The 26,723-nt window shown below is 46.5% G+C and carries 21 protein-coding genes; 11 read left to right on the top strand and 10 right to left on the bottom strand.

Annotation, left to right across the window (positions count from 1 at the left end; genetic code table 11):
- The first annotated feature begins 121 nt into the window (after positions 1–121).
- Positions 122–2,221 carry a DNA topoisomerase III gene (locus L5L98_RS05195; RefSeq protein WP_263139074.1) on the top strand — a complete coding sequence of 700 codons (2,100 nt, stop codon included), beginning with the start codon at positions 122–124 and terminating at the stop codon, positions 2,219–2,221.
- Positions 2,222–2,431: 210 nt separating this feature from the next.
- On the opposite strand, the gene L5L98_RS05190 is transcribed toward L5L98_RS05195, so the two are convergent.
- Entirely contained in the window at positions 2,432–3,721 is a 1,290-nt protein-coding gene (locus tag L5L98_RS05190; RefSeq protein ID WP_263139072.1) for an alpha/beta hydrolase, read from the bottom strand.
- Between the two features lie 255 nt (positions 3,722–3,976).
- On the opposite strand from L5L98_RS05190, the gene L5L98_RS05185 reads away from it, so the two are divergent.
- The 10 genes from L5L98_RS05185 (at position 3,977) to L5L98_RS05140 (ending at position 15,143) form a co-directional block, all read left to right on the top strand.
- Complete coding sequence (locus tag L5L98_RS05185) at positions 3,977–4,621, top strand: MBL fold metallo-hydrolase (RefSeq protein ID WP_113940724.1); 645 nt, start codon at positions 3,977–3,979, stop codon at positions 4,619–4,621.
- A gap of 145 nt (positions 4,622–4,766) precedes the next feature.
- Entirely contained in the window at positions 4,767–6,506 is a 1,740-nt protein-coding gene (locus L5L98_RS05180) for a methyl-accepting chemotaxis protein (RefSeq protein ID WP_028761018.1), read from the top strand.
- Positions 6,507–6,829: 323 nt separating this feature from the next.
- Positions 6,830–7,846 carry an XdhC family protein gene (locus tag L5L98_RS05175; RefSeq protein ID WP_263139069.1) on the top strand — a complete coding sequence of 339 codons (1,017 nt, stop codon included), beginning with the start codon at positions 6,830–6,832 and terminating at the stop codon, positions 7,844–7,846.
- Positions 7,846–8,613: a nucleotidyltransferase family protein gene (locus L5L98_RS05170; RefSeq protein WP_411569204.1), complete on the top strand. Its 768-nt coding sequence runs from the start codon at positions 7,846–7,848 to the stop codon at positions 8,611–8,613. The genes L5L98_RS05175 and L5L98_RS05170 overlap by 1 nt, the downstream gene beginning before the upstream one ends.
- A 3-nt stretch (positions 8,614–8,616) precedes the next feature.
- Positions 8,617–9,120, top strand: a complete 504-nt coding sequence (locus L5L98_RS05165) for a (2Fe-2S)-binding protein (RefSeq protein ID WP_263139066.1) — start codon at positions 8,617–8,619, stop codon at positions 9,118–9,120.
- Between the two features lies 1 nt (position 9,121).
- The gene (locus L5L98_RS05160; RefSeq protein ID WP_263139065.1) at positions 9,122–11,368 is read left to right on the top strand and encodes a xanthine dehydrogenase family protein molybdopterin-binding subunit; all 2,247 of its coding nucleotides are present in this window, start codon (positions 9,122–9,124) and stop codon (positions 11,366–11,368) included.
- Between the two features lie 260 nt (positions 11,369–11,628).
- A complete protein-coding gene (locus L5L98_RS05155; protein WP_113940728.1) occupies positions 11,629–12,120 on the top strand; it encodes a DUF1097 domain-containing protein in 492 nt (163 codons plus the stop codon).
- A gap of 104 nt (positions 12,121–12,224) precedes the next feature.
- Positions 12,225–13,676 carry a methyl-accepting chemotaxis protein gene (locus L5L98_RS05150; RefSeq protein ID WP_263139063.1) on the top strand — a complete coding sequence of 484 codons (1,452 nt, stop codon included), beginning with the start codon at positions 12,225–12,227 and terminating at the stop codon, positions 13,674–13,676.
- Positions 13,677–14,161: 485 nt separating this feature from the next.
- A complete protein-coding gene (locus L5L98_RS05145; RefSeq protein WP_028761011.1) occupies positions 14,162–14,530 on the top strand; it encodes an SMI1/KNR4 family protein in 369 nt (122 codons plus the stop codon).
- 187 nt (positions 14,531–14,717) lie between these two features.
- Positions 14,718–15,143: an SMI1/KNR4 family protein gene (locus tag L5L98_RS05140; protein ID WP_131523523.1), complete on the top strand. Its 426-nt coding sequence runs from the start codon at positions 14,718–14,720 to the stop codon at positions 15,141–15,143.
- Positions 15,144–16,135: 992 nt separating this feature from the next.
- Here the strand turns inward: L5L98_RS05140 and xthA are convergent.
- The 9 genes from xthA to L5L98_RS05095 form a co-directional block, all read right to left on the bottom strand.
- On the bottom strand, positions 16,136–16,948 hold the full coding sequence (xthA, locus tag L5L98_RS05135) for an exodeoxyribonuclease III (protein WP_028761009.1): 813 nt from the start codon (positions 16,946–16,948) through the stop codon (positions 16,136–16,138).
- Positions 16,948–17,247, bottom strand: coding sequence for a YciI family protein (locus L5L98_RS05130; RefSeq protein WP_028761008.1), 300 nt, complete (start codon positions 17,245–17,247; stop codon positions 16,948–16,950). The genes xthA and L5L98_RS05130 overlap by 1 nt, the downstream gene beginning before the upstream one ends.
- Positions 17,247–17,792: a septation protein A gene (locus L5L98_RS05125; protein WP_028761007.1), complete on the bottom strand. Its 546-nt coding sequence runs from the start codon at positions 17,790–17,792 to the stop codon at positions 17,247–17,249. The genes L5L98_RS05130 and L5L98_RS05125 overlap by 1 nt, the downstream gene beginning before the upstream one ends.
- Positions 17,793–17,905: 113 nt before the next feature.
- Complete coding sequence (gene fhuF / locus L5L98_RS05120; RefSeq protein ID WP_263139057.1) at positions 17,906–18,976, bottom strand: siderophore-iron reductase FhuF; 1,071 nt, start codon at positions 18,974–18,976, stop codon at positions 17,906–17,908.
- Between the two features lie 123 nt (positions 18,977–19,099).
- Positions 19,100–21,331: a TonB-dependent siderophore receptor gene (locus L5L98_RS05115; RefSeq protein ID WP_263139055.1), complete on the bottom strand. Its 2,232-nt coding sequence runs from the start codon at positions 21,329–21,331 to the stop codon at positions 19,100–19,102.
- Positions 21,332–21,427: 96 nt separating this feature from the next.
- Positions 21,428–23,356, bottom strand: coding sequence for an IucA/IucC family protein (locus L5L98_RS05110; protein WP_263139052.1), 1,929 nt, complete (start codon positions 23,354–23,356; stop codon positions 21,428–21,430).
- 9 nt (positions 23,357–23,365) lie between these two features.
- Positions 23,366–24,121 (bottom strand): GNAT family N-acetyltransferase, encoded by a 756-nt coding sequence (locus tag L5L98_RS05105; RefSeq protein ID WP_263139051.1) that lies wholly within the window; start codon positions 24,119–24,121, stop codon positions 23,366–23,368.
- A gap of 2 nt (positions 24,122–24,123) precedes the next feature.
- On the bottom strand, positions 24,124–25,638 hold the full coding sequence (locus tag L5L98_RS05100; protein ID WP_173496381.1) for a lysine N(6)-hydroxylase/L-ornithine N(5)-oxygenase family protein: 1,515 nt from the start codon (positions 25,636–25,638) through the stop codon (positions 24,124–24,126).
- Positions 25,639–26,370: 732 nt separating this feature from the next.
- Positions 26,371–26,655: a DUF2798 domain-containing protein gene (locus tag L5L98_RS05095; protein ID WP_263139049.1), complete on the bottom strand. Its 285-nt coding sequence runs from the start codon at positions 26,653–26,655 to the stop codon at positions 26,371–26,373.
- Between the last annotated feature and the right edge of the window lie 68 nt (positions 26,656–26,723).

Genomic DNA, 26,723 nt, shown 5'->3' with positions numbered 1-26,723 from the left:
CATTCGCAATTAAATTTACACTTAAGCTTTGACATTTAAGCACGGTTTACTACAGAAATTTGCACTCAACAGGCGTTTGGGCTAAATTATACTGTAATTATATCCAGTGTTTGGTGTTTGTATGATCCTTTATATCGCAGAAAAACCTAGCCTAGGGCGGGCCATTGCCGATGTATTGCCTAAACCCCATAAAAAAGGCGATGGATTTATCGAAGCCGCCAATGGCGATTGTGTGTCTTGGTGCGTTGGTCACTTGCTCGAGCAAGCAGAACCTGATGCCTATAATCCCGAATTTAAGTCTTGGAAATTCGAGCATTTGCCAATAGTGCCAGACAAGTGGCAACTAAAACCTAAGGCTGCGACCCGCAGCCAACTCACAGTGCTAAAACGATTAGTCAAACAAGCCAACACGCTGGTTAACGCGGGCGATCCCGACCGCGAAGGGCAGTTACTCGTGGATGAAGTGATTGCCTATCTTGGCGTGACGGGGGACAAGCTACATCAAACCCAGCGTTTACTGATCAGTGACTTAAACCCACAAGCTGTAAAACGGGCTCTAACGCAGCTACGCAGCAATCGCGAGTTTATTCCTTTATCCACATCGGCCTTAGCTCGCAGTCGTGCCGATTGGCTCTATGGCATGAATATGACGCGTGCGTACACCATCCAAGGTAAAAAGGTCGGTTATCAAGGCGTGTTATCCGTCGGCCGAGTACAAACGCCATTGCTTGGGCTAGTGGTGCGCCGTGATGAAGAGATTGCCCACTTTCAATCTAAGCCTTTTTATGAAGTACTGGCGCATTTGGCGACCGAGAAGCAAGAAACCTTCAGCGCCAAGTGGCAACCTAGCGAAGCTTGTCAGCCTTATATGGATGAAGAAGGACGAGTGTTAGTGAGAGGGTTAGCGCAAAATGTGGTGAGTCGCATCAGTGATAAACCCGCTTTAGTCACTCAATTAGTGGCTAAGGACAAGAAACAGAATCCACCATTGCCCTACAGCTTATCCGCGTTACAAATTGATGCGGCGAAACGGTTTGGCATGAGTGCTAAGGATGTGCTCGATACCTGCCAAAGTTTGTATGAACGTCATAAACTCATTACTTACCCACGCTCCGACAGTCGTTATTTACCCGTTGAGCAACATAACCTTGCGCCTTCGGTACTTAAGGCGATAAGTGACGGTGCTGCTGAGTTATTGCAAGGTGCTGATGCCCCCGAGCCCCGTCTTAAATCTAAAGCATGGGATGATAAAAAAGTGGACGCCCATCACGCAATCGTCCCCACAGAGAAGACGGCTAACTTATCTAGCTTGAGTCAGCGTGAGAGGCAGTTATATCTTCATGTTGCTCGCCAGTACATAGCACAGTTTTATCCGGCTTATTGTTACAGTGAAACCACTGTGCAAGTGACAATCGAGGGTGGCTTATTTAATACCAAGGCGCGTCAGGATAAATCCCTCGGCTGGAAGCAACTCTTTGCCCGCCAAGAGCCAAATGGCAGTAAGGCGAGTGGCAACAAGTCGACGGAAGAAAGCACAGGTAAGGACGATGAGGAGAATGACGAGTTTATCGGCCAATTACCGCCTTTGAAATTGGGACAGGCTTTGCATTGTACTCGAGGCGAATTGTTGGAGAAAAATACTCAACCACCAAAGGCCTTTAACGATGCCACTTTACTCGGTGCTATGACGGGTATTAGCCGTTATGTGACCGATCCTGAGATCCGTAAAATTCTTAAAGAAACCGACGGATTAGGTACAGAGGCCACCCGTGCAGGTATTATCGAATTGCTGTTCAAACGCGGTTTTTTACAACGCTTAGGTAAATCTATTGTCTCGACAGACGTGGGGAAAGGATTGATTAACAGCTTGCCCGCGAGTGCGACTACGCCAGATATGACAGCGCTTTGGGAAGCGAGCTTGAACGGCATTTGCCATAAAGAAACCTCTTATCAAGCCTTTATGCAGCCACTGCTCGGCACCTTATCCACGCTTATCCAGAATGCAGGCGCACAACTGCCAACCGCGCTTAATGGTTTACAAGGCCAAGGTTATCGTAAAACGGCAAGTAATAAATCCGGTTATCGTAAGTCGCCTTACCGCAAAGCCTCGAGCTCGGCAAAACGGGCAGGCACTGCAAGTACAGCTAAAAGCAGTGTGAAGAAGTCAGTGGCTAGTGCTGGCGCAAGGAGTCGAACACGCAAAATGGCTACAGAGGTTTAATCGTCACGAGTGCGTTGTGATTCTGTTGTAGGGGATATTCGACCTTAAGCTATAACGTTTTCATAGCACTGAATTTGGGCAAAAAAAAGAGTAAACCAAAACGGTTTACTCATACGGAAATAGGTCGTTAAAGCTTGCCAAAATCACTCAACTGATGAGGAGCAGGCATATAATCCCAGCATTAACTTAATTAGCCCTTAAAGCTCATATTTATCTTAGGGTGTCGCCTCGGTTTAAGCTGATGAGCTTATCCAGTATGCGTTCTCCATCCATGCGGATGCCGTTATGTTCATATTCTGATGTTAACCAATACTTTAGCCTGCCAACTTGTTTTGTAGTTTCTAAACTGTATTGCATCTCTACAAACATATCTTCACTGTAAATGGCCGCTGCAACAGGGATTCGGTTTTGTGCCAGTTGCTCTAGATTGTAAAGTGCTGGCCAATCTGATTTATGGGCGAGGATTTCTGCCGCAGCTTTAAGCGGCACTAAGTGACTAAATTGGTCAAACATCCATGGGTATATCATCTCACCTGTGAATAAAAACGGTTTACCTTGTTGATAGTTAAAGGCGGGGAATTGCTGTCTAACCCTGTGTGCAGACCATTGTGAAGCTGAGTGTTGGCAGTAAATGGCCTCATGCAACAGGGCAAAAATTGGGTTAGTGTTGTAATCGAGCATTTGACCGAAATGATTTAAAAATAACGGATTGACTACTGCCCCTGAAGCCGTGTTGATCAAGGCTTGTTCAAGCAAATAATAAACCGATTCAGGCCCTTGCTCCATTCCAATATTAATACCTAGCAGTTGCAACATTTCAACCGTGAGGCGTTCACCCGTTGCCAAATACACTTCATTTTCAAGCAAATGTTTTGCTAAGCGAGTGACGAGATGTTGAGCATCGTGGAAGCGTTGGAAAAATTGTTTATTCTTCGCCAGTACGCGTTGATAAGTCGCAAGATAGACGTCGTCGCTGCTACGGGTTAATGATGGTATGCCACCCGTGATATAGGCTTCACTGACGCCTTGAGGGGCGGCGCTTAAATAATGTAACACGCAAAATCCCCCGAAACTTTGGCCGAGAATCGCCCACTTATCGGCGGGACAAAGCTGGGCACGAATCGTTTCGGCATCACGAATGATATTGTCAGCCCTGAAATGGCTTAGGTAATCCGCTTGAGCTGCGGGATCTAAGTGTTGCAGGCTTTGGTAATTAATCGGTGTTGATAAGCCTGTGCCACGTTGATCGAGTAATAACACCCGATATTCTTTTAATGCGCGGCGGATCCAGCCGCTGTTGCTGGCGGGACGCATGGCCGCAAATCCAGGGCCGCCTTGAAAAAATACGATATAAGGTAGTTTTTTATCTTTGTTTTCTGGGCTACAGAGTTCTCTGGCAAACACTTGGATTTGCTCTGCAATTGGATTTTGATAGTTGAGGGGCAAGGTAAAAGTGTGTTTCTTCGCCAGCACTCCGGCGAGAATAATATCGGGTTTCATCAAACAACCTTAATGGCAGAGGATCATGTTATTGTGATTGGCAGATTGTATACCCAAATAAGCTGAAGATGCAGTAACCTAGGCTACCTGAAACGCGTATCTTCAGCTAACTTGGGTATAGACAAAATAGTTTATGTCGTAAGCTAGGATTATTTGATTAGCTTTTGGTGAAGATCAATTTTTTGGATATAAATTTGAGCCATGATGAGTTTCTTAGCGTAATCTATCGCTTATGGATAACACGAGATTGAAGCTATGAAGTATCAGATTATTCCAGTGACACCTTTTCAGCAAAATTGCAGCTTGATCTGGTGTGAAAAAACCAAGTGTGCTGCGGTCGTGGATCCCGGCGGGAATATTGACAGGATCCAAAACGAAGTGGCGAAACTTGGACTCGTCCTCGAAAAAATCCTCCTTACCCATGGGCATATCGATCATGTCGGTGGTGCAAAAGCCTTAGCGAAAGCCGCCAATGTGCCGATTATTGGCCCGCATATTGCCGATAAATTCTGGATTGATAACTTACCTAAGCAAAGCCAAAATTTTGGTTTTCCCCATTGTGATGCCTTTGAACCGGATCAATATCTGCAGGATGGTGATATTGTTAAAGTGGGCGAGCAAAGTTTATCTGTGCTGCATTGCCCTGGGCATACGCCGGGACACATTGCACTTTTCTCTGCCCAATCTAAGTTGGCGTGGGTGGGGGATATTTTGTTTCGAAGTTCTATCGGTCGCACCGATTTCCCCCAATCAAATCATCAGGATTTAATTCACTCGATCACCGAAAAACTGTGGCCCTTAGGTGCCGAGGTTGAATTCATTCCTGGGCATGGTCCTATGTCGACCTTTGGCGAAGAGCGCGAGCATAACCCCTTTGTCGCGGACCAACTTTTACTGTAATTGAGACGCCATTCAGCATTGCTTGATTTGTGAGCGATAATCACTCGCAAATCAAATGATTATTTCAGCTAATAAACCAACCTTTTTTATGTTTTCTGTTTTTCCTTCTAGACTTAAAGCAGTTCTTCCGTCTACTGGGGTAAGTATGAAAACAAAAACAATGATGAGCGTGGTCTTTTCGACCATAGTCGCGAGTGCCGTGATTTCTGCGGTATTGAGCTTCAATGTTAAGTCTAAAATCGATCTCTTTAATGATGCGGCTAGCGTCCGATATCAGTCCTATCAAGTTGCCGATGAGTTAAGACAAAGTTCCGATGACCTAACGCGTCTCGCTCGAACTTACGCTGTTACGGGTGATGAAAAATACGAAAAAATGTATATGGATATTTTGGCTATCCGTAATGGTGAGAAGTCTAGACCTGAAAAATATCATCAGATTTACTGGGATTTGGTGCTGAGCTATGGCGATAAGCCAAAACCCGACGGTGCTAGCATTGCGATAAACACACAAATGAAGTCCCTCGGTTTTTCTGATGAAGAATTCCGTTACCTTGAACAAGCTCAGCAAAACTCAGATGCGTTAGTCGCCCTCGAAGTGAAAGCCATGAATGCCGTCAAAGGTATTTTTATGGACCCCAACACCCAAACTTACACGATCAAAGGTGAGCCTAACTTAACTATGGCGAGGGAGTTATTACATAGCGACCAATACCACAGAGAAAAAGCTAAGATCATGCAGCCGATTGATGAGTTTTTTACAGCATTGGATAAACGTACCGATGGTGATGTGAATAACCGACTCGATTCCCTGCATGCAGCATTAAACTGGTCCCAACTGGTGTTATTTATCGTGATTTTAGCCGCCGTTGGCGGATTTATTATCGTTAAGAGCAGGATTGTGACTCCCTTAGTGCAGACCTGTGTTGAATTGCTCGATATTCAGCGCTCTAAAAATCTTGCGCGGCGGATCTCTGTTACGACTCAGGGGGAAATTGGTGAAATCGTTAATCAAATCAACTTGTTTATCTCTTCCCTTGCCAGTTCATTATCGACAACGGATGGTATTGCAAAAGAGGTGGCTGATTTAGCGAAGCAAACTAAAGCATCAATTCAAATTTCGCGTGAAAGCTCAAATCGAGTGGCGAGAGAACTGGACGCCAGCGCCAGTGCGATGGAAGAAATGACCACGACCTTAGTACATGTGAGTGAGAGCACCTCGAATGCTGAAAGCCGCGCCGCCGAAAATGAAACGCATGTCACTGTAGGTAAACAGACAGTATCGGAAGCGTTGAAAGCCATGTCGGTATTAGAAACTGAGTTTAGGAATACTCAGGACTCTATGTCACACCTAGTGAACGAAAGTACCCAAGTCAGCAATGTGTTGAGTGTGATTAAGGCGATTGCTGAGCAGACGAATTTGCTGGCACTGAATGCCGCGATTGAAGCCGCACGGGCCGGTGAGCAAGGACGAGGCTTCGCTGTGGTAGCTGATGAGGTTCGATCATTAGCCCAGCGCACTCAAGATTCCACCAAGGAAATCGATGATATTGTCGCAAGCCTTCAAAGCCGTACCAATCAAGTGGGTACATCTGTGACTCAAGCGGCGACGCTAATGCAAAAGGCGGGGGTAGAACTGCAACGTATCGTGGCAGTATTTGAGGATATTCGCCATAGTACGGAAGCGATTCATGGGATCAATACTCAGGTTGCCGCTTCAACTGAAGAACAATCCTTGGTTTCTAAAGAAATCGCTTCGAGCATGATGGTGATCCGCGATAATTCCCGTGAAGTATCACAGATTATCGAACAGATTGAATCGACATCCATTAGTCTAGACAACCAATCCCAGATACTGCGCACTAAGGCGGGCGAATACCAGTTTTAGATAAATGTGATTGATTTGCGAATAAACGCTACTCAAGACATGGACGTCAATTCTTACTCTTTAGCTTCCCCTGAACATATTTTATGCTTCAACGCTTTTTGAAATCTATTACTCCTTTCAATACGCACACGCCTTTGCTAACTTGGTTGTCCATATGTTTAATGCGAGCGTTTGACGAAGCGGTTTTATTTGCTGATAAAACTTGCGTCAAGCTTTGATGACAAATAGTCGTCGATAGCTGCGTTATTAACGGTTGATAGTTTCAATAGCGATAAGCGCATTAAATTTTTTTAAATCTCTCTAACCCAATGGAGTCCTTGCGGATGGATCACCAAATCGAAGATTTACTAGAGCATTGGCTACCACTGGCGGATGACGCTTGGGTGCTTGCGGTGATCACCAAAATTCAAGGTTCGGCCTATCGCAAACCTGGCGCCATGATGTTGTTCCATGAGTTTGGTCAAGGCGTGGGTATGTTAAGTGGCGGCTGTTTAGAAGCCGATTTACGCCGCCATGCTCAAAATGCCATGCAGACTAAGCAAGTCATGTGTGTCACCTATGATGCAAGCGATGAGTCCGATGCCAGCTATCGACTCGGTTGTGGTGGCATAGTAGATATCATGTTGATCCCTCTGCTAAAAGAGAATCATGATCTTGGCTTAGTTGAGCTAGTGCAGGCATTTCGCCACGGTCGGTCGGGTTTTTACCAATTGCCTTTAGTCAAAGCGGGGACGGATGCGCGCCAGTATCACGCTGCGTTTTATTCTGAGGAGTTGACGCCGTTCCCCGCCAGCGATTTTGTTCGCACGGGCGTCTTCACCCAAGACGCGGGAGAATCACTGATTATTCCCTTGAGACCAAGATTCCATCTTGGGATCTTTGGCGGTGGTATCGATGCTAAGCCCGTTGCCGCCATGGCCCACACTTTAGGTTGGCTAGTGACTGTTTTTGATGGTCGTACCGCCTATGCCAGAGCGGCGGATTTCCCCCATGCCCATATAGTGAAACTGACCGCGGGGGAATTAACCGCGAATCATATCGCTCAATTGGATTGTGCCGTGGTGATGAACCATAACTTGGGCTTAGATGCTGCGGCATTAAAGGTCATTCAAGCGCATCCGCTAGCCTATATCGCCTTGCTTGGTCCTGCCCATCGACGGGATAAAGTGCTTGGAATGGCAGGGCTCAGTGCTGAATCTTTTACTGGGGTATTTTCTGCTCCCGCGGGGCTTGCCCTTGGCGGCGAGTTACCGAGTGCCGTTGCGTTAAGTATTTTGGCCCAGTGCCACGGGGTGCTCCATGGCGCAACCTTAAAACATCTCGATGAGATAATGCGTTGATGATGTTGCCGCCAGTGCAAAAGCCTTCTGTACTAATGTCTTCAGCACCAAAGTCGGCAGCGCTAACGTTGACAGAGCAAACGCCACTTTCATCCAAGCGGCTGCTGATTGTGGTACTTGCGGCCGGCGAGAGTAAGCGCTTTGACGGGGTAAAGTTAGCGCAACTTCTACCATCACATAGCGCTACGGAAATTCGCGAACAAACCATCATTAACACTCATGTTGAGCGTTTACAGCAGCTTAGTTACCAAGATTTAGGTTTGGATCGCCAAGACACTCATTCGCTCCAGCATACGCCTTTGTTAATCATACTCGGTGCTCACCAGCACATATTGCAGCCATTATTAGTCGAGCTTCATTCCCGCCAACCCTTTGATATTTTAGTTAATCCACAGTGGCAAACAGGCTTGGCATCCTCAGTGAGTTTGGCGGCAAGCTATGCCAAGGAGCAGGGCTTTGATGCCATGCTGCTGACATTGGCAGACCAAGTGGCCTTGAGTGCAGACGATTATCGACAACTGATTTTGACATGGCATGAAACCGGTAAAGACGTTGCCGCCCATTATTTGGATGATTTAGGCGTACCTGCTATTTTTAATGCCTCTACATTACCGCAGTTCACTCACTTGAGTGGTGATCGCGGGGCAAAATCGATTCTAAAACAACAAGCACAGCGGGGAGCGTTAGTCGCTATAACACTACCCCGCGCCGCAATTGATATTGATACCCAAGCCGATCTTGCGTCGTGGTTGGCACTTAAGGAGTGAGTTATGGCAGAAGTATTATCAACCACTGCAGTTATCAAGGAAGCCAGTACCGCCGCTTCCATCCAAACACTTTTCATCAACGGTAAATCATTTACCTTAGATGCCGATCCTAAGATGCCAATCCTGTGGGCGTTACGGGATATTTTAGGGCTCACGGGCACTAAATATGGTTGTGGTGCAGGGTTATGCGGTGCTTGCACTGTGCATTTAGACGGCCAACCTGTGCGCGCCTGTTTAACCAGTTTGGGGCAGGCACAAGGAAAACGTCTGACAACAATTGAAGGGCTGGATAATCAAAAGCTTAAAAATGCTTGGGCCGAACATAACGTGCCCCAGTGCGGCTATTGCCAAGCGGGACAACTGATGTCGGCTGCGGCGTTAGTGGCGCAGCATCCGAAACCTTCTGCAGAACAAATCAACTCGGCCATGTCGGGTAATCTCTGCCGCTGTGGAACCTATCCTAGGATCAAAGCTGCACTGCAAAACTATGCCAAACAGGAGGGCTAATATGAGTACTTTTACTGCCGTAGAAAATATCAGCCGCCGCGACGTGCTAAAACTGTTTGGCGCAGTGGGTGGCGGATTAGCATTAGGGGCGAGCGGACTAACATGGAGCCCCATGGCGCTGGCGCAGGATAAAGAAGCGCGGTTGAATCTGTTTATTGCCATTGGTGAAGACGACAAAGTGTACCTCACTTGCCATCGCTCCGAGATGGGACAGGGGATCAGAACCGGCATTCTGCAAGTCTTAGCCGAAGAGTTAGAAGCGGATTGGGATAAAATTGTCCCTATTCAAGGTTTAGCTGATAAACGTTATGCCAGCCAAAACACCGACGGTAGCCGCAGTATTCGCGAAAATTACGACCGCATGCGCCAGATGGGGGCGATGGCAAGAACCATGCTAGAACAGGCTGCCGCCGCACGTTGGAAAGTTCCCGTGAGCGAGGTGCATACCGCCAGCCATAAAGTGCTGCATGCTAAAACGGGCCGCTCGGCCAAGTTTGGCGAGTTAGCGTTAGCCGCATCAGAGCAGCCAGTACCTGCAGTTGAGTCATTAACCTTTAAAGACGTTAAAGATTTCAAGCAGATTGGTGCATCACGTCAAATCGTTGATATGGATGCCATGTTAAGTGGCAGCGCGATTTATGGTTACGATATCAAACTCGATGGCATGCTTTACGCCAGCATAATACGCCCGCCGGTGCTCGGGAGCGATGTGGCAAGCTTGGACGATACCGCAGCGCGTCAAGTGGCTGGGGTAGTGGATGTGTATCGTTTGCCAGCCGCTAAGGGCGCTCCCGCGTTTCAGGCTTTGGGCGGCGTAGCTGTTATCGCCACAAACACTTGGAGTGCCCTCGAAGGGCGCAAAGCCTTAAAAGTCACTTGGACTCAGGCCGACAACAGTCAGCATGATTCAAGTCTTTATTTGAAGTCACTGGTCGAGCGGGTACAGCAAAGCGGTAATGTCGTGCGTCAAGCTGGTGATGAAATCAAAAACTGGCCCGAGGCGAATACGTTAAAAGCGGTTTATACCGTGCCTTATTTAATTCATTCCTCTATTGAGCCGCCCGTTGCCACCGCCCATGTGACTGAAAAGGGCTGTGAAATCTGGGCATCGACCCAAACGCCGCAAAGTACCCAGCAAAATGTGGCCGCAGCGCTAGGTATGGAAGAAGATGCGATTAAAGTGAATGTCACCCTATTGGGTGGTGGTTTTGGGCGTAAATCTAAACCTGATTTTAGCGTTGAAGCCGCACTATTATCGAAGCAATTCAAGCGTCCAATTAAGGTGAGTTGGAGCCGCGAAGATGAAATTCAAAACGGTTATTACCATGCTATCAGCGCCCAGTCCTATCAGGCACTGTTTGATGCCAATAACAAACCGACCGCGCTTTTAGCCCGTACCGGATTTCCATCCATTAGCTCGACCTTTGCCGAAGGGGTGGAATATCCCTCTGGCGGTGAGTTGGATTTAGGCTTTGTGGATGTGCCCTTTGCTTTGCCAAATTTAAGATACGAAGCGGTAAAAGCGCAGGCGCATAGCCGTATTGGTTGGATGCGCTCTGTGTGTAATATTCAGCACGGTTTTAGTGTCGGCAGTTTTGTCGATGAAATGGCTCATCGTTCTCAGGTTTCTTGCCCTGCAATGTGGCGTAGCCTTTTAGGTGAAGCAAGGCGTGAGACCTTTACCGACCAACAGTTCACCTACGGCAACTATGGCGAAGAGTTCAATCGTCACCCTGTGGACGTCAGTCGCTATTTTGGGGTAATCGACGCGGTCGAAAAAGCCCAAGCTAAGGCGCCCAAGGCGGGTAAAAATCAGGGCTGGGGTTTTGCCGTACACCGCAGTTTTGTGAGTTATGTCGCCGTGGCCATGCTGGTGGAAGTGAGTGAGGATAAACAGCTTAAAGTGCTGAATGCCATCGCTGCTATCGATGCGGGCACGATAGTTAACCCAGATAGGGTAAAAGCACAGACAGAAGGTGCGATTGTATTTGGCCTGAGTTTAGCCTTGATGGGTGAAATCACTTACAAAGAGGGCAAAGTGCAGCAATCGAATTTCCACGATTATCCTTTGCTGCGACTTCCCCAAACCCCCGATATGGAGATCATCATTATTGCATCCGATGCGCCGCCCGCAGGCGTGGGTGAGCCGGGTGTGCCGCCCGTTGCCCCGAGTTTAACCAATGCGATTTTTGCGGCGACGGGGCAGAGGATCCGCGATCTTCCCGTGAATAAACTATTGCGAGTGTAAGTGTCGGCAAGAGGGTTAACTGAAAGCCGTTTGAACAAAAAAGCGCCTAATAAGCGCTTTTTTCGTTTTTTTACCACAAAAAATTTGCTTGTTAGCGATTTTACGGGCATTAATGCCGAAAATTAGCAATAGATCAGGTTTTTGTTACTAAAATAGAGGTAATTTAACCAATATGTTTACCCAAGCCACCTCAAAATATACATTTTAGAGCGCCCAAGGGTATTAAACTTCCGTGAATAGAATTACTAAAGGGGTCATCCATGGAAAATCGTTGGCAAGTCGCTATTTCTGCCGGCCTATTGGCGGCTATTTGGTGTGGCGTCGCAGATGCTTTTCATCTGGTCACTTGGATCGGCTTTTTAGGTTGTAGCACTTTTTTTGCTCAACCTAAGGCTGGCTTTCAGGGCGTGATGATGGCGTGGTGCACAAACCTGTCCGGTGTATTTTGGGCTTGGCTCATTATCTCGGGTAGCAGCTTTTTTATTTCGCCCGTATTTGGGTATATTTTTACCGGCATAGCCACTTCGGCCATGTGTTTACAGGCAAGTTATCAAAAGCTTAGCTTTATTCCCGGCGCATTTATTGGCTGTTGCACTACCTTTGCTATGGCGGGTGATGTGGCCAATGTCGTGCCGTCGTTGATCATTGGTGGCTTATTAGGTTTTAGCATGAGCCTGTTAACGGGGCAGTTGGTTACTCTGACACAAAAGTGGTCTGCCGCCACACGTAACCAAGTTGCTAGCACGGATTAGCATAATACCTGCTCAGATCTTATGACTGACATAGTTGTCGTGACAATCTGAGCTATACTGCTGATTTAGTGCCAAATAGTATTTTGTTCTTAGGAATTATCAAGATGAAACAAATCCAGTTTCGTACCATTGATGCCATATTGATCAAGTTCAGTCTCAACGGAAAGTTTTGGGTAGTGTGTTCTATGGTGGCGCTGATCACGGCCGCCGTGGCGCTTGTCAACTATCAACATGCGCACCGTAACCTTGAGCAGGCCTCAATCGCTCGGGTTCAAGCTAGCGTCGATACCTTAGCGCAAGTTGCAACGGCGCAAAAGCTACAAGCTGACGCCTTATCTCAATTTGCCAGCCAATACGGGTTAACTGTAACTTCAAGGCAAAGTGATGCGCAGCGTCAAGGGGATAAAGTGACGGTCAGCGCCAGTGTGTCAGGTCAAGCCTTACAACTGACGCAGAATGTCCATGAGTGGGAAGCCGATGCGCGTAGCGATGCTAACTTTATGTTCTGGTTAGCGTTAGTGGGTTTGTTGCCTTTATTCCAACTGAGTTACTGGATTTCGACTTCACTCGGTGGTGGATTATGGGACATGTACTTAGCCATCAAACGCTTAGCCGATGGTGATTTGAGCTTTAGATTAAACTTCTTTGGTACTGACGATTTCAGTTTGATTGCTCGGGAAATCGATCGCTGCGCCGACAATATGAGTGAAATGGTGTCAGCCATTGGCAAAAATGCACAGACCTTATCATTGGCATCCGATGAATTTAATCAACAGGCGGCCACCAGTGATAAACTGATTGGGTTCCAACATCAATTCCTCGATTCCGTTGCCGTGGCGATGGCACAAATGACCTCAGCGATTGAAGAAGTCTCTGTTAATGCGAGTAATACTTCGTTGCAAACCAAGGAAAATTCAAGCCAAATGTTGGCCAGTCGTGGGCGTATTAGCCATACAGTGGAAAGCATTGGTTTACTCTCAACTAAGATTGGTGCGGCGTTTTCATCGGTGGAACAATTGTCTAAGGATGCGGCGAGTATCGATGCTGTAGTCACAACCATTAACAGTATTTCCCAGCAAACCAATTTGTTAGCCTTAAATGCGGCCATTGAAGCGGCCCGTGCCGGTGAGCAAGGTCGTGGCTTTGCTGTGGTAGCCGATGAAGTGCGTACCTTAGCGGGTCGAACTCAACAGGCCACGGTAGAAATTCAGGCCATGATTGAAGGCTTACAATCTGGCACGACTCGTTTATCTAGCATTACCATGGAGATAGTCGATCAGGCCGATGAAGGTCGCAGTGCGATTATCGCCGTCGGTGATGATGTTCAAGGTATGGCGCAATCGGTCAATGCGGTATTTGATATGAGCAGCCAAATTGCCGCCTCGGCGGAAGAGCAGAGTGTCGCCGCGCGGGATATTGCCGGACAATTGAATGAAATCCGCCATCAGTCGGAAACTATCAAACAAACAGCCCAGCGCAGTGTGACCTTAGCCAATGATCTGCACCATGCCTCGGTCGAGTTAGATGGCATTTTAAAGCAGTACCGCACGAGTTAATGTGTCACCTTTAATGTGAGTCGTCGGCATGGGGTGTTGAGCAATAACGCCCGATACTGAGTCTCATGTTAAGTAGTAACGTATCATCAGACAATGGCGGAAATCGTAGATTTCCGCCATTTTAATTTGGAAGTACCCAAAGAACTATTTAGTTATATTGTCCCATTCTGTTCTATCAGCGTGACATTATCTAAATTGACGGTCATAGATTTCAGGGGAGAAAGTTATGTCTGAAAATGTCCTTTTTGCGGAGGGTATTTCACTGTGGTTGGCGGTGGAAATCTGTGTTTTGTAAAAATAGAATTTGGGGAAATTGATGGTTTCTATATGGCTGATTGTGTTAACCTTTATCGGAAATATTTAAGAAAAATATCAAGCAATTTTAAATTGTTTGTTGATGATAAACGTTCACCAGAGTATCACTTGTTCGCCTCGGTCAATTAAAATTGGCTTGGGACGCCGCTTAACGTTAGGCAACAATAATTATGAATAACGATCCATTTCGAAACCCGACAGATACCGAAATAGCTAGCGCAGAAAGCAAACTGGGCATCAGTTTTCATGACGACTACCGATCATTTTTGAAGTCTGGCAGCGATGTTGCAAACGCTACCTTTGAGCCTGCGGTAATTTTACCCGGCTCTGGCCATCTTGATATCTTTGACATTGCTGAAACAGCCTGGAATGTCATGGGTCTTCCAAGAGACCTTTTGCCATTCATCGAGGATAATGGCGACTATTTCTGCATAGCAAAGACGGGTGAGATAATTTATTGGTCTCACAACGGCAGCACTAAGGAAGAATGGCCGAATCTTTCTGCATGGCACAAGCAGGTTTGTGTAGACCTTGAGTAACTGTGATAGCCTAAATAGTGGTTCAAATCGTTCGCTCCGCTCTCAGTGATGGGTTAAAGCCTGCCCCTTAGCCAAACGTTAACCCATACAAGCATTTAAAGCGGGACTGCTAACAGTTTGCTCGACTTCGCTTCGCTACACAATTTTAGCAAACGATTATCAGCCCCTTAAATGGGCGTTAAGCATTATGAGCAAATATCGAGATAAATTCGAATATCCGGAAAATCCAGCAAGTGCTGAAGAAATTCAGGCTCTTGAGAAATGGTTAGGAACAGATCTTCCGAGTGAGTATAAGAAGTTCTTGCTTGAAACTAATGGGGCAGAAACTCCGATTGGCGTGCAAGAACCAGATGACTCAGTTGTGCTCTGGAGCGCTAAAGAGATATCCGAATTAACAGAAGCCTATTGCTACGAGCAATACTTGCCTGGGTTGGTTGCTATTGGTTCAGATGGTGGGGGAGAGTCAATTGTCTTCGATACCACACATAATATAAGTTCAGAAGACTGGCCAGTTTATAGGGTACCTTTCGGCGATTTAACGAAAGAGTCTATGGTATTGTTGGCGGAAAATTTCAATGAGTGGGTTTCCAGTGGTTATTCGCTCAAGTTCTAAAATGTTTAACAAGGCCAGTCAATCTGACCTCCGTAAACTGTCTTCTTTTTTGCAAAAAGACGTAAAAAAGCTTCCAACTCACTCCGGCAGTTGCTGGCGGCGTTATGTTTAAAGCGGTAGTAATTAGAAAGAGGGCATCAATATGTCAGGAGAGCGAATATCGGGTGATGGAGAACGAGAACGATGTCCTGTACATGGGCATACGAGAAGGCTATCTAGCAAAGAAATTAATGAGATTAAGCACGCTGTAGAAGTTGCTAACTCACAAGCTAAACGTAAGGGAGTTACACCTAAAGATCCTCAAATTGGTCTTTTCAGTTGTAAATGTAATTGCTTCTATGTGAAAGTTGAATAATGGTCCATCAATATGTTGATAGTATTATCAGAATGCGAACATAACAAATTGTTGTATCTGAAATTTTTCCGTTCCTTCTTTTTTGTTTGATAACACAAAAGCTTCTACTCCAAAAATGCAGCTGAGCAAGGCGTTACACCATAGAAATTTCTATGCGAAATTCACTTGTTATAGCTGATGACCTAATACGCTTTTGTCCCAAAGCATGCTACCTATTTCTTTAAAAACAAACAGGTTTCGCCAATGCTAAACAGGTGAGCCTTGGTGATTTGTGAGACGACCGTCTGCCCCATGGCCGCTCTTTGGCGTCCATGCCATCGCGGCATTTGTGAATCCTTTCACATCAGATGGGGCGGTCGAGCATCCACGGATGGACTGGCTGCGAGTCGACGAGCAAATACCATGGCAAGCATGTGTGAGTGGATATCTGCAAACGCTAAACTCCTCACAACTAAAATTATTGGTCCCCAAACACTCGTCTTCAAGACATATCTGTCCAAAAGTGAATTACGTTCAGTTTCAAACCTGACTCATTAACTATTCATCGAACGACAAAGATAAAATATGTTTCGCCCATAAAAAAACATCGACCTAAGCCGATGTTTTATATCTACTAAGATGATCGAACGTTAGCTGATTAAGCCTCTTTGAACGTGCTCCAGATGGGGGCGTGATCTGAGGGCTTATCTATGCCGCGTAGATCGTAATCGACGTCGGATTCGACTAAACGTGCTGCTAGTGAAGGCGTTGCTAAAATCACATCAATTCGCAGGCCACGGTTGTCATCGAACCCTTTGCTGCGGTAATCGAACCAAGAATAACGTTCGATGCGCTCTGGGTGTAATTGACGGAAAGTGTCGATTAAGCCCCAGTCTTGTAAGGTTTTTAACCACTCACGTTCTTCCGGTTGGAAGCTACATTTGCCGGTTTTTAGCCAACGCTTACGATTGACTTCACCTATGCCTATGTCTAAATCGGTCGGCGAAATATTGATGTCACCTATGATGGCGATATCTTCATCGTTGCTGTGATTTGTCTGCAAGTAGTGCATTAAATCCTGATAAAACTTACGTTTAGCAGGATATTTTGTTGGGTGGTCTATGCTTTCGCCCTGGGGGAAATAGCCGTTGAACACAGTCAATGGACGACCATTCGCTTGGGTAAATGTGCCGATAATCATGCGGCGCTGGGCATCTTCATCATCGCTTGGAAAACCCTTTTGCAGTTTTTCTGGTGCGACTTTAGACAGCATGGCAACACCATAGTGAGCTTTACCGCCGTGGTAATGCACTTGATATCCCATAGCTTCGACTTCGGCTAATGGAAACGCCTCATCGTGCACTTTGGTTTCTTGCAGGCCGATAATGTCGGGCTGGTGGCTATCGATTAAGGCTTGCAATTGATGCAAGCGTGCCCGCAGACCATTGATGTTAAAGGACACTATTTTCATTAAGGCAGAACTCGTTTAAAGGGTTTAACCACAACACTTTGGTAAACGCCCGCTTCGATATAGGGATCGGCATCGGCCCAGTGTTTTGCTGCCACTAAGGATTCAAAATCTGCGACAACCAGTGAACCACTAAAGCCTGCATCACCTGGGTTTTCGCTGTCGATGGCTGGGTGTGGGCCAGCGATCAGTAAACGACCTTCATCGGCGAGGGCTTGCAGGCGAGCTAAATGGGCTGGGCGTGCGGCTAAACGTTTTTCTAAACTATTCTCAAAATCTTGAGCTGAAATCATATACCACATTATTTGAGTTCCTTGCGTTGATCTTCGGGAAGGTGTTTATAAAGATAAAATACGGTCAGGACAGTATTAATTAAGGTTAAAGCGGTTAAACCAAACACTTTAAAATTGACCCAAGTTTCTAATGGCAAACTAAAGGCGACATAAATATTGACTAGGCCACAAGCGGCGAAAAAGATCACCCAATACCAAGTTACACGAGCCCAAATTTTGTCGTCTACTTGCATTTCTTTGCCTAACATCGACTTTAATATCGATTTATTGAGCAATTGACTGACACCTAAGGCGATGGCAAATAAACTATAGATGATGGTCACTTTCCACTTGATAAAAGAATCATCGTGAAACACTAAAGTGAGTGTGCCAAACACTGTCACCATCGCAAAGGTGATTAAGTGCATCTTTTCAAGTTTCTTATATAGCGCATAGGTCACGATCAATTGAAGCGCGGTGGCTGCGATCAATGCGCCGCTGGCGATATAAATATCGAAAAATTTATAGACGGCAAAAAAGATGACGAGGGGCAGGAAATCAAGCAGTTGTTTCATAAATAATCATGTTAAAGAGACATGGGCTTGAGTGTAGCATGTGCAACATAAGGGCAAAAGCACCATGGGCCTAGGATTGCGATCTTGCCCATTAAATGGGTTTAATGGGCAAGTTAGACTTGTGCTTGTTTGGCGGCGTTTGTCTTAGCGTTAGGGCGACTTAGTAGTGGGCAATCGTGGCATTGGCCGGTGTTGGCGAGTTGATACCTTAGGCAGCAAGTACGGCGAATGCATTGGATGTTTGTGCTGTCTTCTTTGGGTTCAACAATCAAATTGATGCTGTTATACAGTGGATTTTGGGTGCCATCAAAAAAGGTCGTTCGGCGAAACAGAGCTTGCTTAAGTTGCTGACTTTGTTGCTGAGATAATCCCAACTCTCCTAGATACCAGTGGATCAGATAGCCTAAGTGACTCCAATATAATTTAGCGGGCACGGGGCTCAAAGTGAGTAGGCGCTCAACACTCGGTTGCAGTAAGTTTAAGATAAGGCCTTGTAGGGCGAGTTCTTTATCAACTGGCAGCTTATATGGGGTTAATGGCGAGTGTACCTTAGTGTCTGTCTTGAAACTTGGCTTAGTGTTTATTTGGGAAAGTGGCTCGATGCCGTGGTATTTTTTAAAGGTTAAAGCGGTATTTGGCTGTTGCTTTGTTATTTTAAATTCAAATTTTGCCACTCGGCCACTTGCGTGTATCTGCATAAAAACGGACTGTGGCTGCCAGTGAATAGGCTCGAAATCGGCTTTTTTTGCGTTAAAAATCCACTCCATCACAGGCGGAACTAAAAGGCCAAAATACCATTGACCCCAAAGTGAATGCAGCGCTTTGCGAGTGTCTTTTCTACTGGCCGTAGCACTTTTACTGGCGAAAGCGTGCGCTCGGCTGTTTGCAGTTGTTTTATCAGTTTCGGTTTCATCTTCAGTTATAGCTTCAGTTTCACTCTGAGTTTCTGCGCTAGGGTGTGCGATGGCAAAACGTGCAATGAGTTTTTGATAAGTATCGGCGCAGCTCCATTCATTAAAACTGAGCCCAGTAGGGGACTGCGTTGCGCTAAGGTGTTCGCCATAGAAGGGGGCCCGTTGATGTAACAGCTGATTGAGTGACAAAATAGTTTGATTCAACGCGTTGTGGCTTGGCGCTGTATCGCACAATGTTTGCAGTCTGGTGTCTCTCCGTTGGCTTGCCATAGTGACTCCTTAATGGCTGTGATTGATTGCCGCGGTTATCGATAAGTCCATGTAAATGATTACCTTGCGAGCCCAAGATTTGGGCTCACAAGGTTTTTTGAACGATCTCAATATAAATCTGACTTAGAAGCGATAGTCTAAGGTTAAGCTGGCACTTCGCGGCGTACCGTATTGGAATTGGCTGTATTGACCGACTTGGCTGTAGTAGCTTTTATCTAAGGCGTTGTGCAGGTTTGCGCTGAGCTTAAGTTGCTCTGTGAAGGCGTAACTCGCCATTAGACTCGCTAGCGCGTAAGAGCCTTGCTCTACTTCGACTTTAATTGTGTCTATACCATTGCCTACAGGTTTATCGGCATCTTGGTAGACGCGGCTCTGCCAGTTAACCCCTGCACCAATTTGCAATTTATGCCAATCACCACCAAAGGTATAAGTGGTGAAGAGTTTTAACTGCTGACGTGGTGACGTGGTATTGATGCGTTTGCCCTTAGGATCTTCGGTGGTGAACTGGGTGTAGCCTAAGTAAACATTCCAGTCATCAGTGATTTTACCCGTCGATTCAAATTCGAAACCCCGAGTGTTAGTGCCATCGACTTCTTTGTAGATAGGAGTGGTGGTGCCAGGAATGAGTGTGCGAGTGTCTATGCCTATGTTGTCTTGCTTGATCTCAAACACCGACAGCGACATATCTAAAGCCTCATCGAATAAACTCGCCTTAATTCCGCCTTCGTAGTTTTTCCCTTTGACCGGATCTAGATAGCTTTTATCGATTTTTTGCTTAGTTTGTGGTGCAAAAATATCCGTATAACTGGCATAGAGCGAATATTGATCGGTCAGGGCGTAGGTGAGGCCGAAGTAAGTAGTGAGTTCGTTGTTGATGCTAAAATCGTAGCGGCTGCCAAAGTTATCTTGGTCGGTTTCCCACTCATTGAGGCGTAATCCGACGAGGACAGCTAACGCGTCGCTGAGATTAAGCTGAGTTGCTACATAGGCTGCACTCTGTTTGGTTTCGCCAAATGAACCCGTGGTATAAGTTTCCTTCCATTGAGGTTTTGGATATTGGAAGTTCGGATCGCGAAAATCCCCTAAAAGCGGTACTGCAGCCGTGGGGTAATAATAGGGATTGGCGAACTCTTGGCGTTGGCCATTCCAGCCAAACATCAATTGATGTTCTAATCCAAAGAGTTGGTATTGTCCTTCGGCGCGCAAATCCACATTGTGTTGGGTGCGACTGCCGTCGACATAGGCGATAGACCCAGCCTTTGCGCCGACATTGGTTACAGGATCGGGATAGCCCATGGCCCATAGTACATCGAACTCCAATGAGTTGTCGCCGTAGGTGTAAGTCCCTTTTAGGTTCCAACCGTTATCTAATCTGTGTTCGAGACTCGCAAAGGTGTTGAGGCCTTGGGTATGCGCCGAGCCCCAATCGGGCGCCGTTGAAGTGGCACGATCATAATTAGTGCGACTGCCATCGCTGTAAAATAGCGGTAAACCGCCCGACATAGTGCCGCTCGGCGTAGCATCTTGGTAATCGACACCAAGGGTGAATAAGGTGTTATCACCAATATCGGTTTCGACTATGCCGTATAGCGTAGTGCGCTGCTGCTCGTACCTGTCTTGGAATGAATCTTTATCCTGATAGGCGGCTACCACGCGACCGCGCACAGAACCCGAATCATTTAAGCCGCTGGAAACATCGACCATACCGCGCACATTATTCCATGAGCCCACACTTAGGGATGTGTTGCCCATAAACTCTTGAGTCGGGCGTTTACGGATAAGGTTAATGGCCGCCGAGGGATTACCGGCTCCCGTCATGAGGCCAGTCGCGCCGCGTACCACTTCTACTCGCTCGTAGATGGCGGTGTCGATCAGATTATCCCCATAGTTGAAGCGGGTATCGTAGGTGGTTGGCACGCCATCGTACAAAATGCTGGTCACGGCAATGCCGCGGGCACTAATACTGTATCTGTCGTTATCCATTGGGCGGGCATTGATCCCCGCAACGCTGGTCATGGCATCAATCACGCTATTAAGCTGCTGATCATTCATCATTTGGCGGGTGATAGAAGTGACCGACTGCGGCGTTTCTAGATAGGATAAATCGAGCCCAGTTGCCGTGTTCATCGCTTGGGTTTTATAACGGTTGTCGTGTAAATCCTTAGCGCCAATGACATTGATGACTTCAATTTCTTTCTGGTGCTTTTTAGTTTTACTATCCGCATCGACAGTGTCAGCTGTGGCATAGGGAACCGTGGCTAACATGGCTAACATGGCTGAGCACAGCAATAGCTTCGGGTTAACGAGGGCTTGCCGACAGACGAGTGCGATGTTGGAGAGAGGAAAAGTCTTCATAATGTTGATCTTTAATTCCGTTTAGGTTGGGGGTTAAACAAGCTGGGCCAACATTGGCCCATGCTAAAGTTTCGGGGTTATCCACTTTGTGGTGTGTTAACGTGTCCTTTGCTCAGCGCTGCTAAGCATAGGGCGCTTAAAGGCATGGCTCTGTCTAAAGGCCGCCAAGGGATTGTCGATGCCGCCGGCGAAACGCAGGTTTTTCTCCCTGTCGGCGAGGTCTATCATTTGTTGGTTATTATTCAATTGGATACGATTGAGGCACGTGCGTACAAAGCTGTCCTTAAACAGATCGTATTGGGCAAACTTGTCGGCCAAATGTGGATGCTGGGCTTGGTAATCACGTACATTGTCCGCCACTAACTCCCAGAATTGGCTTTCACTGACACTGGTTTGCTCATCGAGCAGCGGTGCTAAATAGCGGAAAATACAGTCAAAAATATCCAGTAAGATGTAGTTAAGCTTCATCTCTTCTTCAAGGCTCACCGCAAGGCGTTTTACATCATCAGGTAGCGGCTTCGCGCCATTGAGTACCGCGACTTCTTCGCCTATGTCTTTCATCAAAATCTTGACTGGCACATATTCATCGAGTACTAAGATCAGGTTTTCACCATGGGGCATAAAGACCAGATCGTAGGCGAAAAAGGCATGTAACAGCGGCGATAAATACAGGTTTAAGTAGCGACTGACCCAATCCTTTGCTGGTAAGCCTGAGGCGGCTATCAAGGCTGCAATAAGGGCCTTATCTTCATGATCCGTATGCAGTAGCGCAGCCATGGTCATCAGATTTTGCTTAGGATCAATGTGTGGCAGTGGGCTTTCGCGCCACAGGGCAGAAAGCATTTTTTTGTAGGCGCTATCTTGGGTGAGTGCTTGTTCGTAATAGGTGTGGTGATAACCTATGGCGGCAATTTCCTTCAGGATCACAAACCCTTGCTGAGTAAAGTAAGGGTCGCTCTCTACCAAGTTCGCCACCCATGCATTTATTTGCGGTGTGCAGCTCATGTAAAGGGGCGACAGGCCGCGCATAAAGCCCATATTTAAGATGGAAAGCGCGGTTTTGACATAGCACTTTTGTGGCGATGAAAGATTGAAGAAAGTGCGTATCGATTGCTGCACTTGGTATTGCTCATTGCCTTCACCAAGATAAACCAGATCGCCACGAGCTATGTCGCCGGCAAAGACGCGGGCGATTTTTTCACGCCACTGCCAAGGGTGCACTGGCATAAAGTAGAAGTCCTGTGGATCATGCTGCTGCGTTTTTAGACGTTGTTGGAAGTCAGTGAACTGTTGGCCAAGCTCCTCCTTGAGTAACGCGTCGTGACTCAAGTTTTCGAGGGCGGCAAACGTGGTTTTGTTTTTGCGGACTCCAAGCCAGACTAACTGCATCGGCATCGCGCTTTCAGGGGCAAATTGACGGTAATCCTGCATATCAAAACCAATCCGGCCATTATTGGCAATAAACACCGGATGGCCTTCTGTCATACCCGCTTCTATGCTCTGATAATCGGCTCGCGCCAGCGTGGCGGCGGGGATCGCCTGATGCGCTAACTTGTATGCCTTACTGTAAAGGGTGCTGGTGATTTCTTCTAAATAGGTTGGTAGTAAGGTTTCGCTGATCCCTAAGTCATTTTTAAGGGAAATAATCAGCGACATCGCATCGAGGGTTTGTTCTTTGCCTGCAAGTGAAACGCGGATGGTATCGGCATCAATCGCGAGATGATCTAGCTGATAGTGCCGCGCACTAAAATAATAAGTGCTGTCTTTGAGCCTGAGTTCATAGTGATTTAGCCCCGCTTTTTGCCCGTATAGGGTCGGCGTAATGAGCTTCTCGTGGGTGAATTCGCAGAGGATTTTCTTCACTAAATGACGATTAGCCGCTTGCCAATAGGCGGGGGTTAAATGCTCTGGCATAGAAGTCGATGTTGTCGACAGCGCCGAGCTTTGCTGAGCATGTACTGCTTGGTCATGATGATCTTGCGTTGGCAATGGTTTCATTAATAAGGCTTTTGTGGGTAAGTTCATCTAATTCACCTAAAGAGTCGATAATGTCATGGGAGAGGTTGCAGATGCCGCGTGCGAGCTTGGCTTTGCTAGTGTTGGGCTTGCTAAGTATTGTTCTGCTAAGTTTGGCAGAGCAGACGTTGACTGAGCTGAGCTTGGCAGGGTTGAGGTTGTTTGGGCTAGGCTCGTCAAAGAGGGCGTGCTCGATGGTTGAAGGCGCTGGGCCGCAGTGCAAAACCCGAGGAAAGCAGCTTTAGTGCTTAATTGAATCGCTTTTTCATAGCGAATGCCTATCAAGCTATTTAAGCGATGAATTTTGCTATTGAGTTGATCGGGTTCAACCACCAGGCGATTAAAGGTCAGTTTTTCAAGCACGAGCTGCGCTATCGCATCCATCACCTTTAAGGATAAGCCGCTGACGGGTTTGCCATCTGGCGGCGCGATAATCAGATGCATACCACAATCACCCGGCGCAACACGATAGTGCTGACCGACTTCATCGTGGACGGGATCGTAGAGTTCCACCATAAATAGCGCTTTGGCCTGCCATTCACCTATCAAGGCAAACTTGTGCTCTGTAGTTGCTAACAGATTTTTTATGGCATCAAGGTTCAAGCCCTGCATACCCCAAAACTTGGCGTAATCTTGGTTAAACCAAGACTGTAGTGTTGGAATGTCTTGTGTAAGGTCTAACGCTCTGAATTGGAAACCATTAATGCTCGAAATAGCGGATAGTTGCGTTAAACATAGTTGCGTTAAACAATGGTTGCTAAATTGGCTTGCCATTATTATGCCTCCTGGTTCGGCGCCATTAAGACCGGCATATTGGTTCCCGCGCCTGAACTCACGGTTGAACTTGCGCCAGAACTTGGAATCTTGGTTGGAGGGATAGTTTGTGGCGCATCAACTTGAGTTTTTCTGTGCGGCGCCTTAGGAAAATGTCTTGGATTAAGATCCAGCGTGTTAATTGCATTGGCGCCGCAGGGCTGATGACTAGCAAGTTTGGCCGGATCGAAGGTTTGAAACGCGATATGTTCCTCAATGTGGTAGGGTGCATAACCGAGCACGGCTTTTAAGATGGTGCCGTTGCGATAACAGCCCATACCCAGATCTGGAGAGCTTATCCCATGGGTATGCAAACCGACATTCTGGACAAAAATATCCCCTCGAATATCTATGCTGTAATCACGCTGCACGCTAAGTTGTCCGGCGTCATCGAATTCGACTTGTTGTTTAATACCACTGATAAACTCGGGTAAACGATAGTGGTAACCTGTGCCTAAAATGACGGCGCCCGTTTCTTGCTCAAAGGTGTGATTTTTTTCATTGTGGTGGAAATGCAACTTGAGCATATTGGCTTGGGGCTCGATATGAGTCAGCGCCGCATTCGTCATCAGTCGGCATTGAAAATCGGCCAATAGGCGCTTTTGATATAACAAATCGTAAATGTCGTTTATCAGCTCAGAATTTATCCCTTTGTAGAGCTGTTTCTGGCTGGCGATCAGTGAGCATCTTTGATTAGGGGTCAACTCGTGGAAGTAATCGACATAATCTGGCGAGGTCATCTCTAAAGTAAGCTTGGTATATTCCAAGGGATAAAAACGCGCTGAGCGTGTCATCCAATTGAGTTGATAACCATAGGTATCAATATCTTGCAGTAGATCGTAAAACACTTCAGCCGCACTTTGGCCACTGCCAATTACAGTGATGGCACTCTGACTCTGCAGGTAGGTTTTTTGCTGCATATAGCTGGCGGTATGCATGACCCGTGCATCTTGGATTGGGCAGTCTTTTGGTAGATAAGGTTCAGTGCCAGTGCCTAGCACTAGCTTTCGGCATTGATAGGTATGGGTTTTACCACTGCGCCTATCAAAACCTGTAACTCGATAAATACTTTCACCTGCGTTGTAATCCACTTGAGTGACCTTAAAACCAAATTTAAGGTTGCTGAGTTGTTGGCTCACCCATTGGCAATACAAGTTGTATTCGTGGCGAGGTAAAAAGAAATTCTCACGAATATAAAAGGGATAAAGTCTGCCCGTTTGCTTGGCAAAATTAAGGTAACTGTAGCGGCTGGTGGGATCGGCCATAGTCACCAGATCCGACATAAAGGGGGTTTGCAGTCTTGAGGATTTGAGTAGCATGCCTGGATGCCAGTCAAAACTGGTTTTAGCATCTAAAAATAAGCAGTTAAAGCCGTCAATAGGTTCTGATAAGGCGGCGAGGCCAAGATTGAATGGGCCAATGCCTATACCAAGTAGATCAAAGATTTCGCGATCCATTTCCCTTTGCTGTGTACTCACTTACGCCTCCTTGGCAACATGCTGCTGCGCGTTGCCGATCCAGTAATCAGTTACCTAAGGACGCAAACCAAAGTGAATGCGGTTATCAAAATAGACTGTTTGGCTATTTATCTTGTGTTGTTCAACTCGCTATTTTTAGCTCAGTCCTTAGGCCATTTCCTGCTGTCTCTGTCCCGACAACGGTAGGTAAATTAGCATGTGAAAATATTCAAATGCAAACCATTCTCATTTGGGTGGGCTGTAGGTTAATACTTTTAACTGATAAATAAGGGGGGCGGATACGGTTAATGGTACAAATAAGTAAATGATAAAGGGGTGATAATTAGGCAGCGTTTTGGGGATATATCATTTAGGGTTTTACGAGCTCTATTTTTATAAAAGATATAAATACAGTGGGTTACATTAATGCTTGAGTTGGTTCGAGAGCAGAGGAAAATTGATTTAGGTGGGAGTCATGTCATCCTTATACAATAAACATAGGTGCCGCTAAACGGTCAGTGTAAATCCATTGTAAAGCGTGGACAGGAGGCTCAATGAGCGCTTTGATTTAATACGATTGGTATGGTGTAGGTCGTACTGTTTTAGTTTAAGTGAATATGGGCAGGGTAACAGATCGAGCAATTATCGATGTAATTTTTAGTCGCTGTACGCATAAGAGAAGGAGTTCAAGATAAAGCCGTCCTAAAACGGCTTTGAAATAAAATAGTTAAATCGGAAGATTAAGTCGTAAAACTAGCGTAAATCGACAAAATGAGCTGTGATTTTACGCACCAAAGGTAACACCATCAGCAGTGTCGGAAAGGCGACAACCCATGAGATCAGCCAAGCGCCGAGCCAGAGTTCGAGAAATTGCGGTGAAGCGCCAACGCCATTGAAAGTGCTGATCCCAGAAACGATACAACTCATGAGAATAGAGAGAAAAAATGGCATCACCACAGTGGCATACTTTGCCGGTAATTTGGGTGTCCCAAAAAAAGTACGAGGTTTGTCATCGGGTAAAGATTTAGAAATGGTCATCGGATCCTCTAATGGATATGTATCAGGCGAATGATTTGTTACAGGCTAGCACTATACCTTTTTTTATC

Source organism: Shewanella sp. SM23, from assembly GCF_025654295.1.
In the GTDB taxonomy this organism is placed as follows: domain Bacteria; phylum Pseudomonadota; class Gammaproteobacteria; order Enterobacterales; family Shewanellaceae; genus Shewanella; species Shewanella oncorhynchi.
This window is presented reverse-complemented; position numbering and strand designations above follow the sequence as displayed.

Bases quoted from the DNA above. Each gene is read 5' to 3' on its own strand.
- L5L98_RS05195 (WP_263139074.1), top strand. From the start codon at position 122: ATGATCCTTTATATCGCAGAAAAACCTAGCCTAGGGCGGGCCATTGCC.
- L5L98_RS05190 (WP_263139072.1), bottom strand. From the start codon at position 3,721: ATGAAACCCGATATTATTCTCGCCGGAGTGCTGGCGAAGAAACACACT.
- L5L98_RS05185 (WP_113940724.1), top strand. From the start codon at position 3,977: ATGAAGTATCAGATTATTCCAGTGACACCTTTTCAGCAAAATTGCAGC.
- L5L98_RS05180 (WP_028761018.1), top strand. From the start codon at position 4,767: ATGAAAACAAAAACAATGATGAGCGTGGTCTTTTCGACCATAGTCGCG.
- L5L98_RS05175 (WP_263139069.1), top strand. From the start codon at position 6,830: ATGGATCACCAAATCGAAGATTTACTAGAGCATTGGCTACCACTGGCG.
- L5L98_RS05170 (WP_411569204.1), top strand. From the start codon at position 7,846: ATGATGTTGCCGCCAGTGCAAAAGCCTTCTGTACTAATGTCTTCAGCA.
- L5L98_RS05165 (WP_263139066.1), top strand. From the start codon at position 8,617: ATGGCAGAAGTATTATCAACCACTGCAGTTATCAAGGAAGCCAGTACC.
- L5L98_RS05160 (WP_263139065.1), top strand. From the start codon at position 9,122: ATGAGTACTTTTACTGCCGTAGAAAATATCAGCCGCCGCGACGTGCTA.
- L5L98_RS05155 (WP_113940728.1), top strand. From the start codon at position 11,629: ATGGAAAATCGTTGGCAAGTCGCTATTTCTGCCGGCCTATTGGCGGCT.
- L5L98_RS05150 (WP_263139063.1), top strand. From the start codon at position 12,225: ATGAAACAAATCCAGTTTCGTACCATTGATGCCATATTGATCAAGTTC.
- L5L98_RS05145 (WP_028761011.1), top strand. From the start codon at position 14,162: ATGAATAACGATCCATTTCGAAACCCGACAGATACCGAAATAGCTAGC.
- L5L98_RS05140 (WP_131523523.1), top strand. From the start codon at position 14,718: ATGAGCAAATATCGAGATAAATTCGAATATCCGGAAAATCCAGCAAGT.
- xthA (WP_028761009.1), bottom strand. From the start codon at position 16,948: ATGAAAATAGTGTCCTTTAACATCAATGGTCTGCGGGCACGCTTGCAT.
- L5L98_RS05130 (WP_028761008.1), bottom strand. From the start codon at position 17,247: ATGTGGTATATGATTTCAGCTCAAGATTTTGAGAATAGTTTAGAAAAA.
- L5L98_RS05125 (WP_028761007.1), bottom strand. From the start codon at position 17,792: ATGAAACAACTGCTTGATTTCCTGCCCCTCGTCATCTTTTTTGCCGTC.
- fhuF (WP_263139057.1), bottom strand. From the start codon at position 18,976: ATGGCAAGCCAACGGAGAGACACCAGACTGCAAACATTGTGCGATACA.
- L5L98_RS05115 (WP_263139055.1), bottom strand. From the start codon at position 21,331: ATGAAGACTTTTCCTCTCTCCAACATCGCACTCGTCTGTCGGCAAGCC.
- L5L98_RS05110 (WP_263139052.1), bottom strand. From the start codon at position 23,356: ATGAACTTACCCACAAAAGCCTTATTAATGAAACCATTGCCAACGCAA.
- L5L98_RS05105 (WP_263139051.1), bottom strand. From the start codon at position 24,121: ATGGCAAGCCAATTTAGCAACCATTGTTTAACGCAACTATGTTTAACG.
- L5L98_RS05095 (WP_263139049.1), bottom strand. From the start codon at position 26,655: ATGACCATTTCTAAATCTTTACCCGATGACAAACCTCGTACTTTTTTT.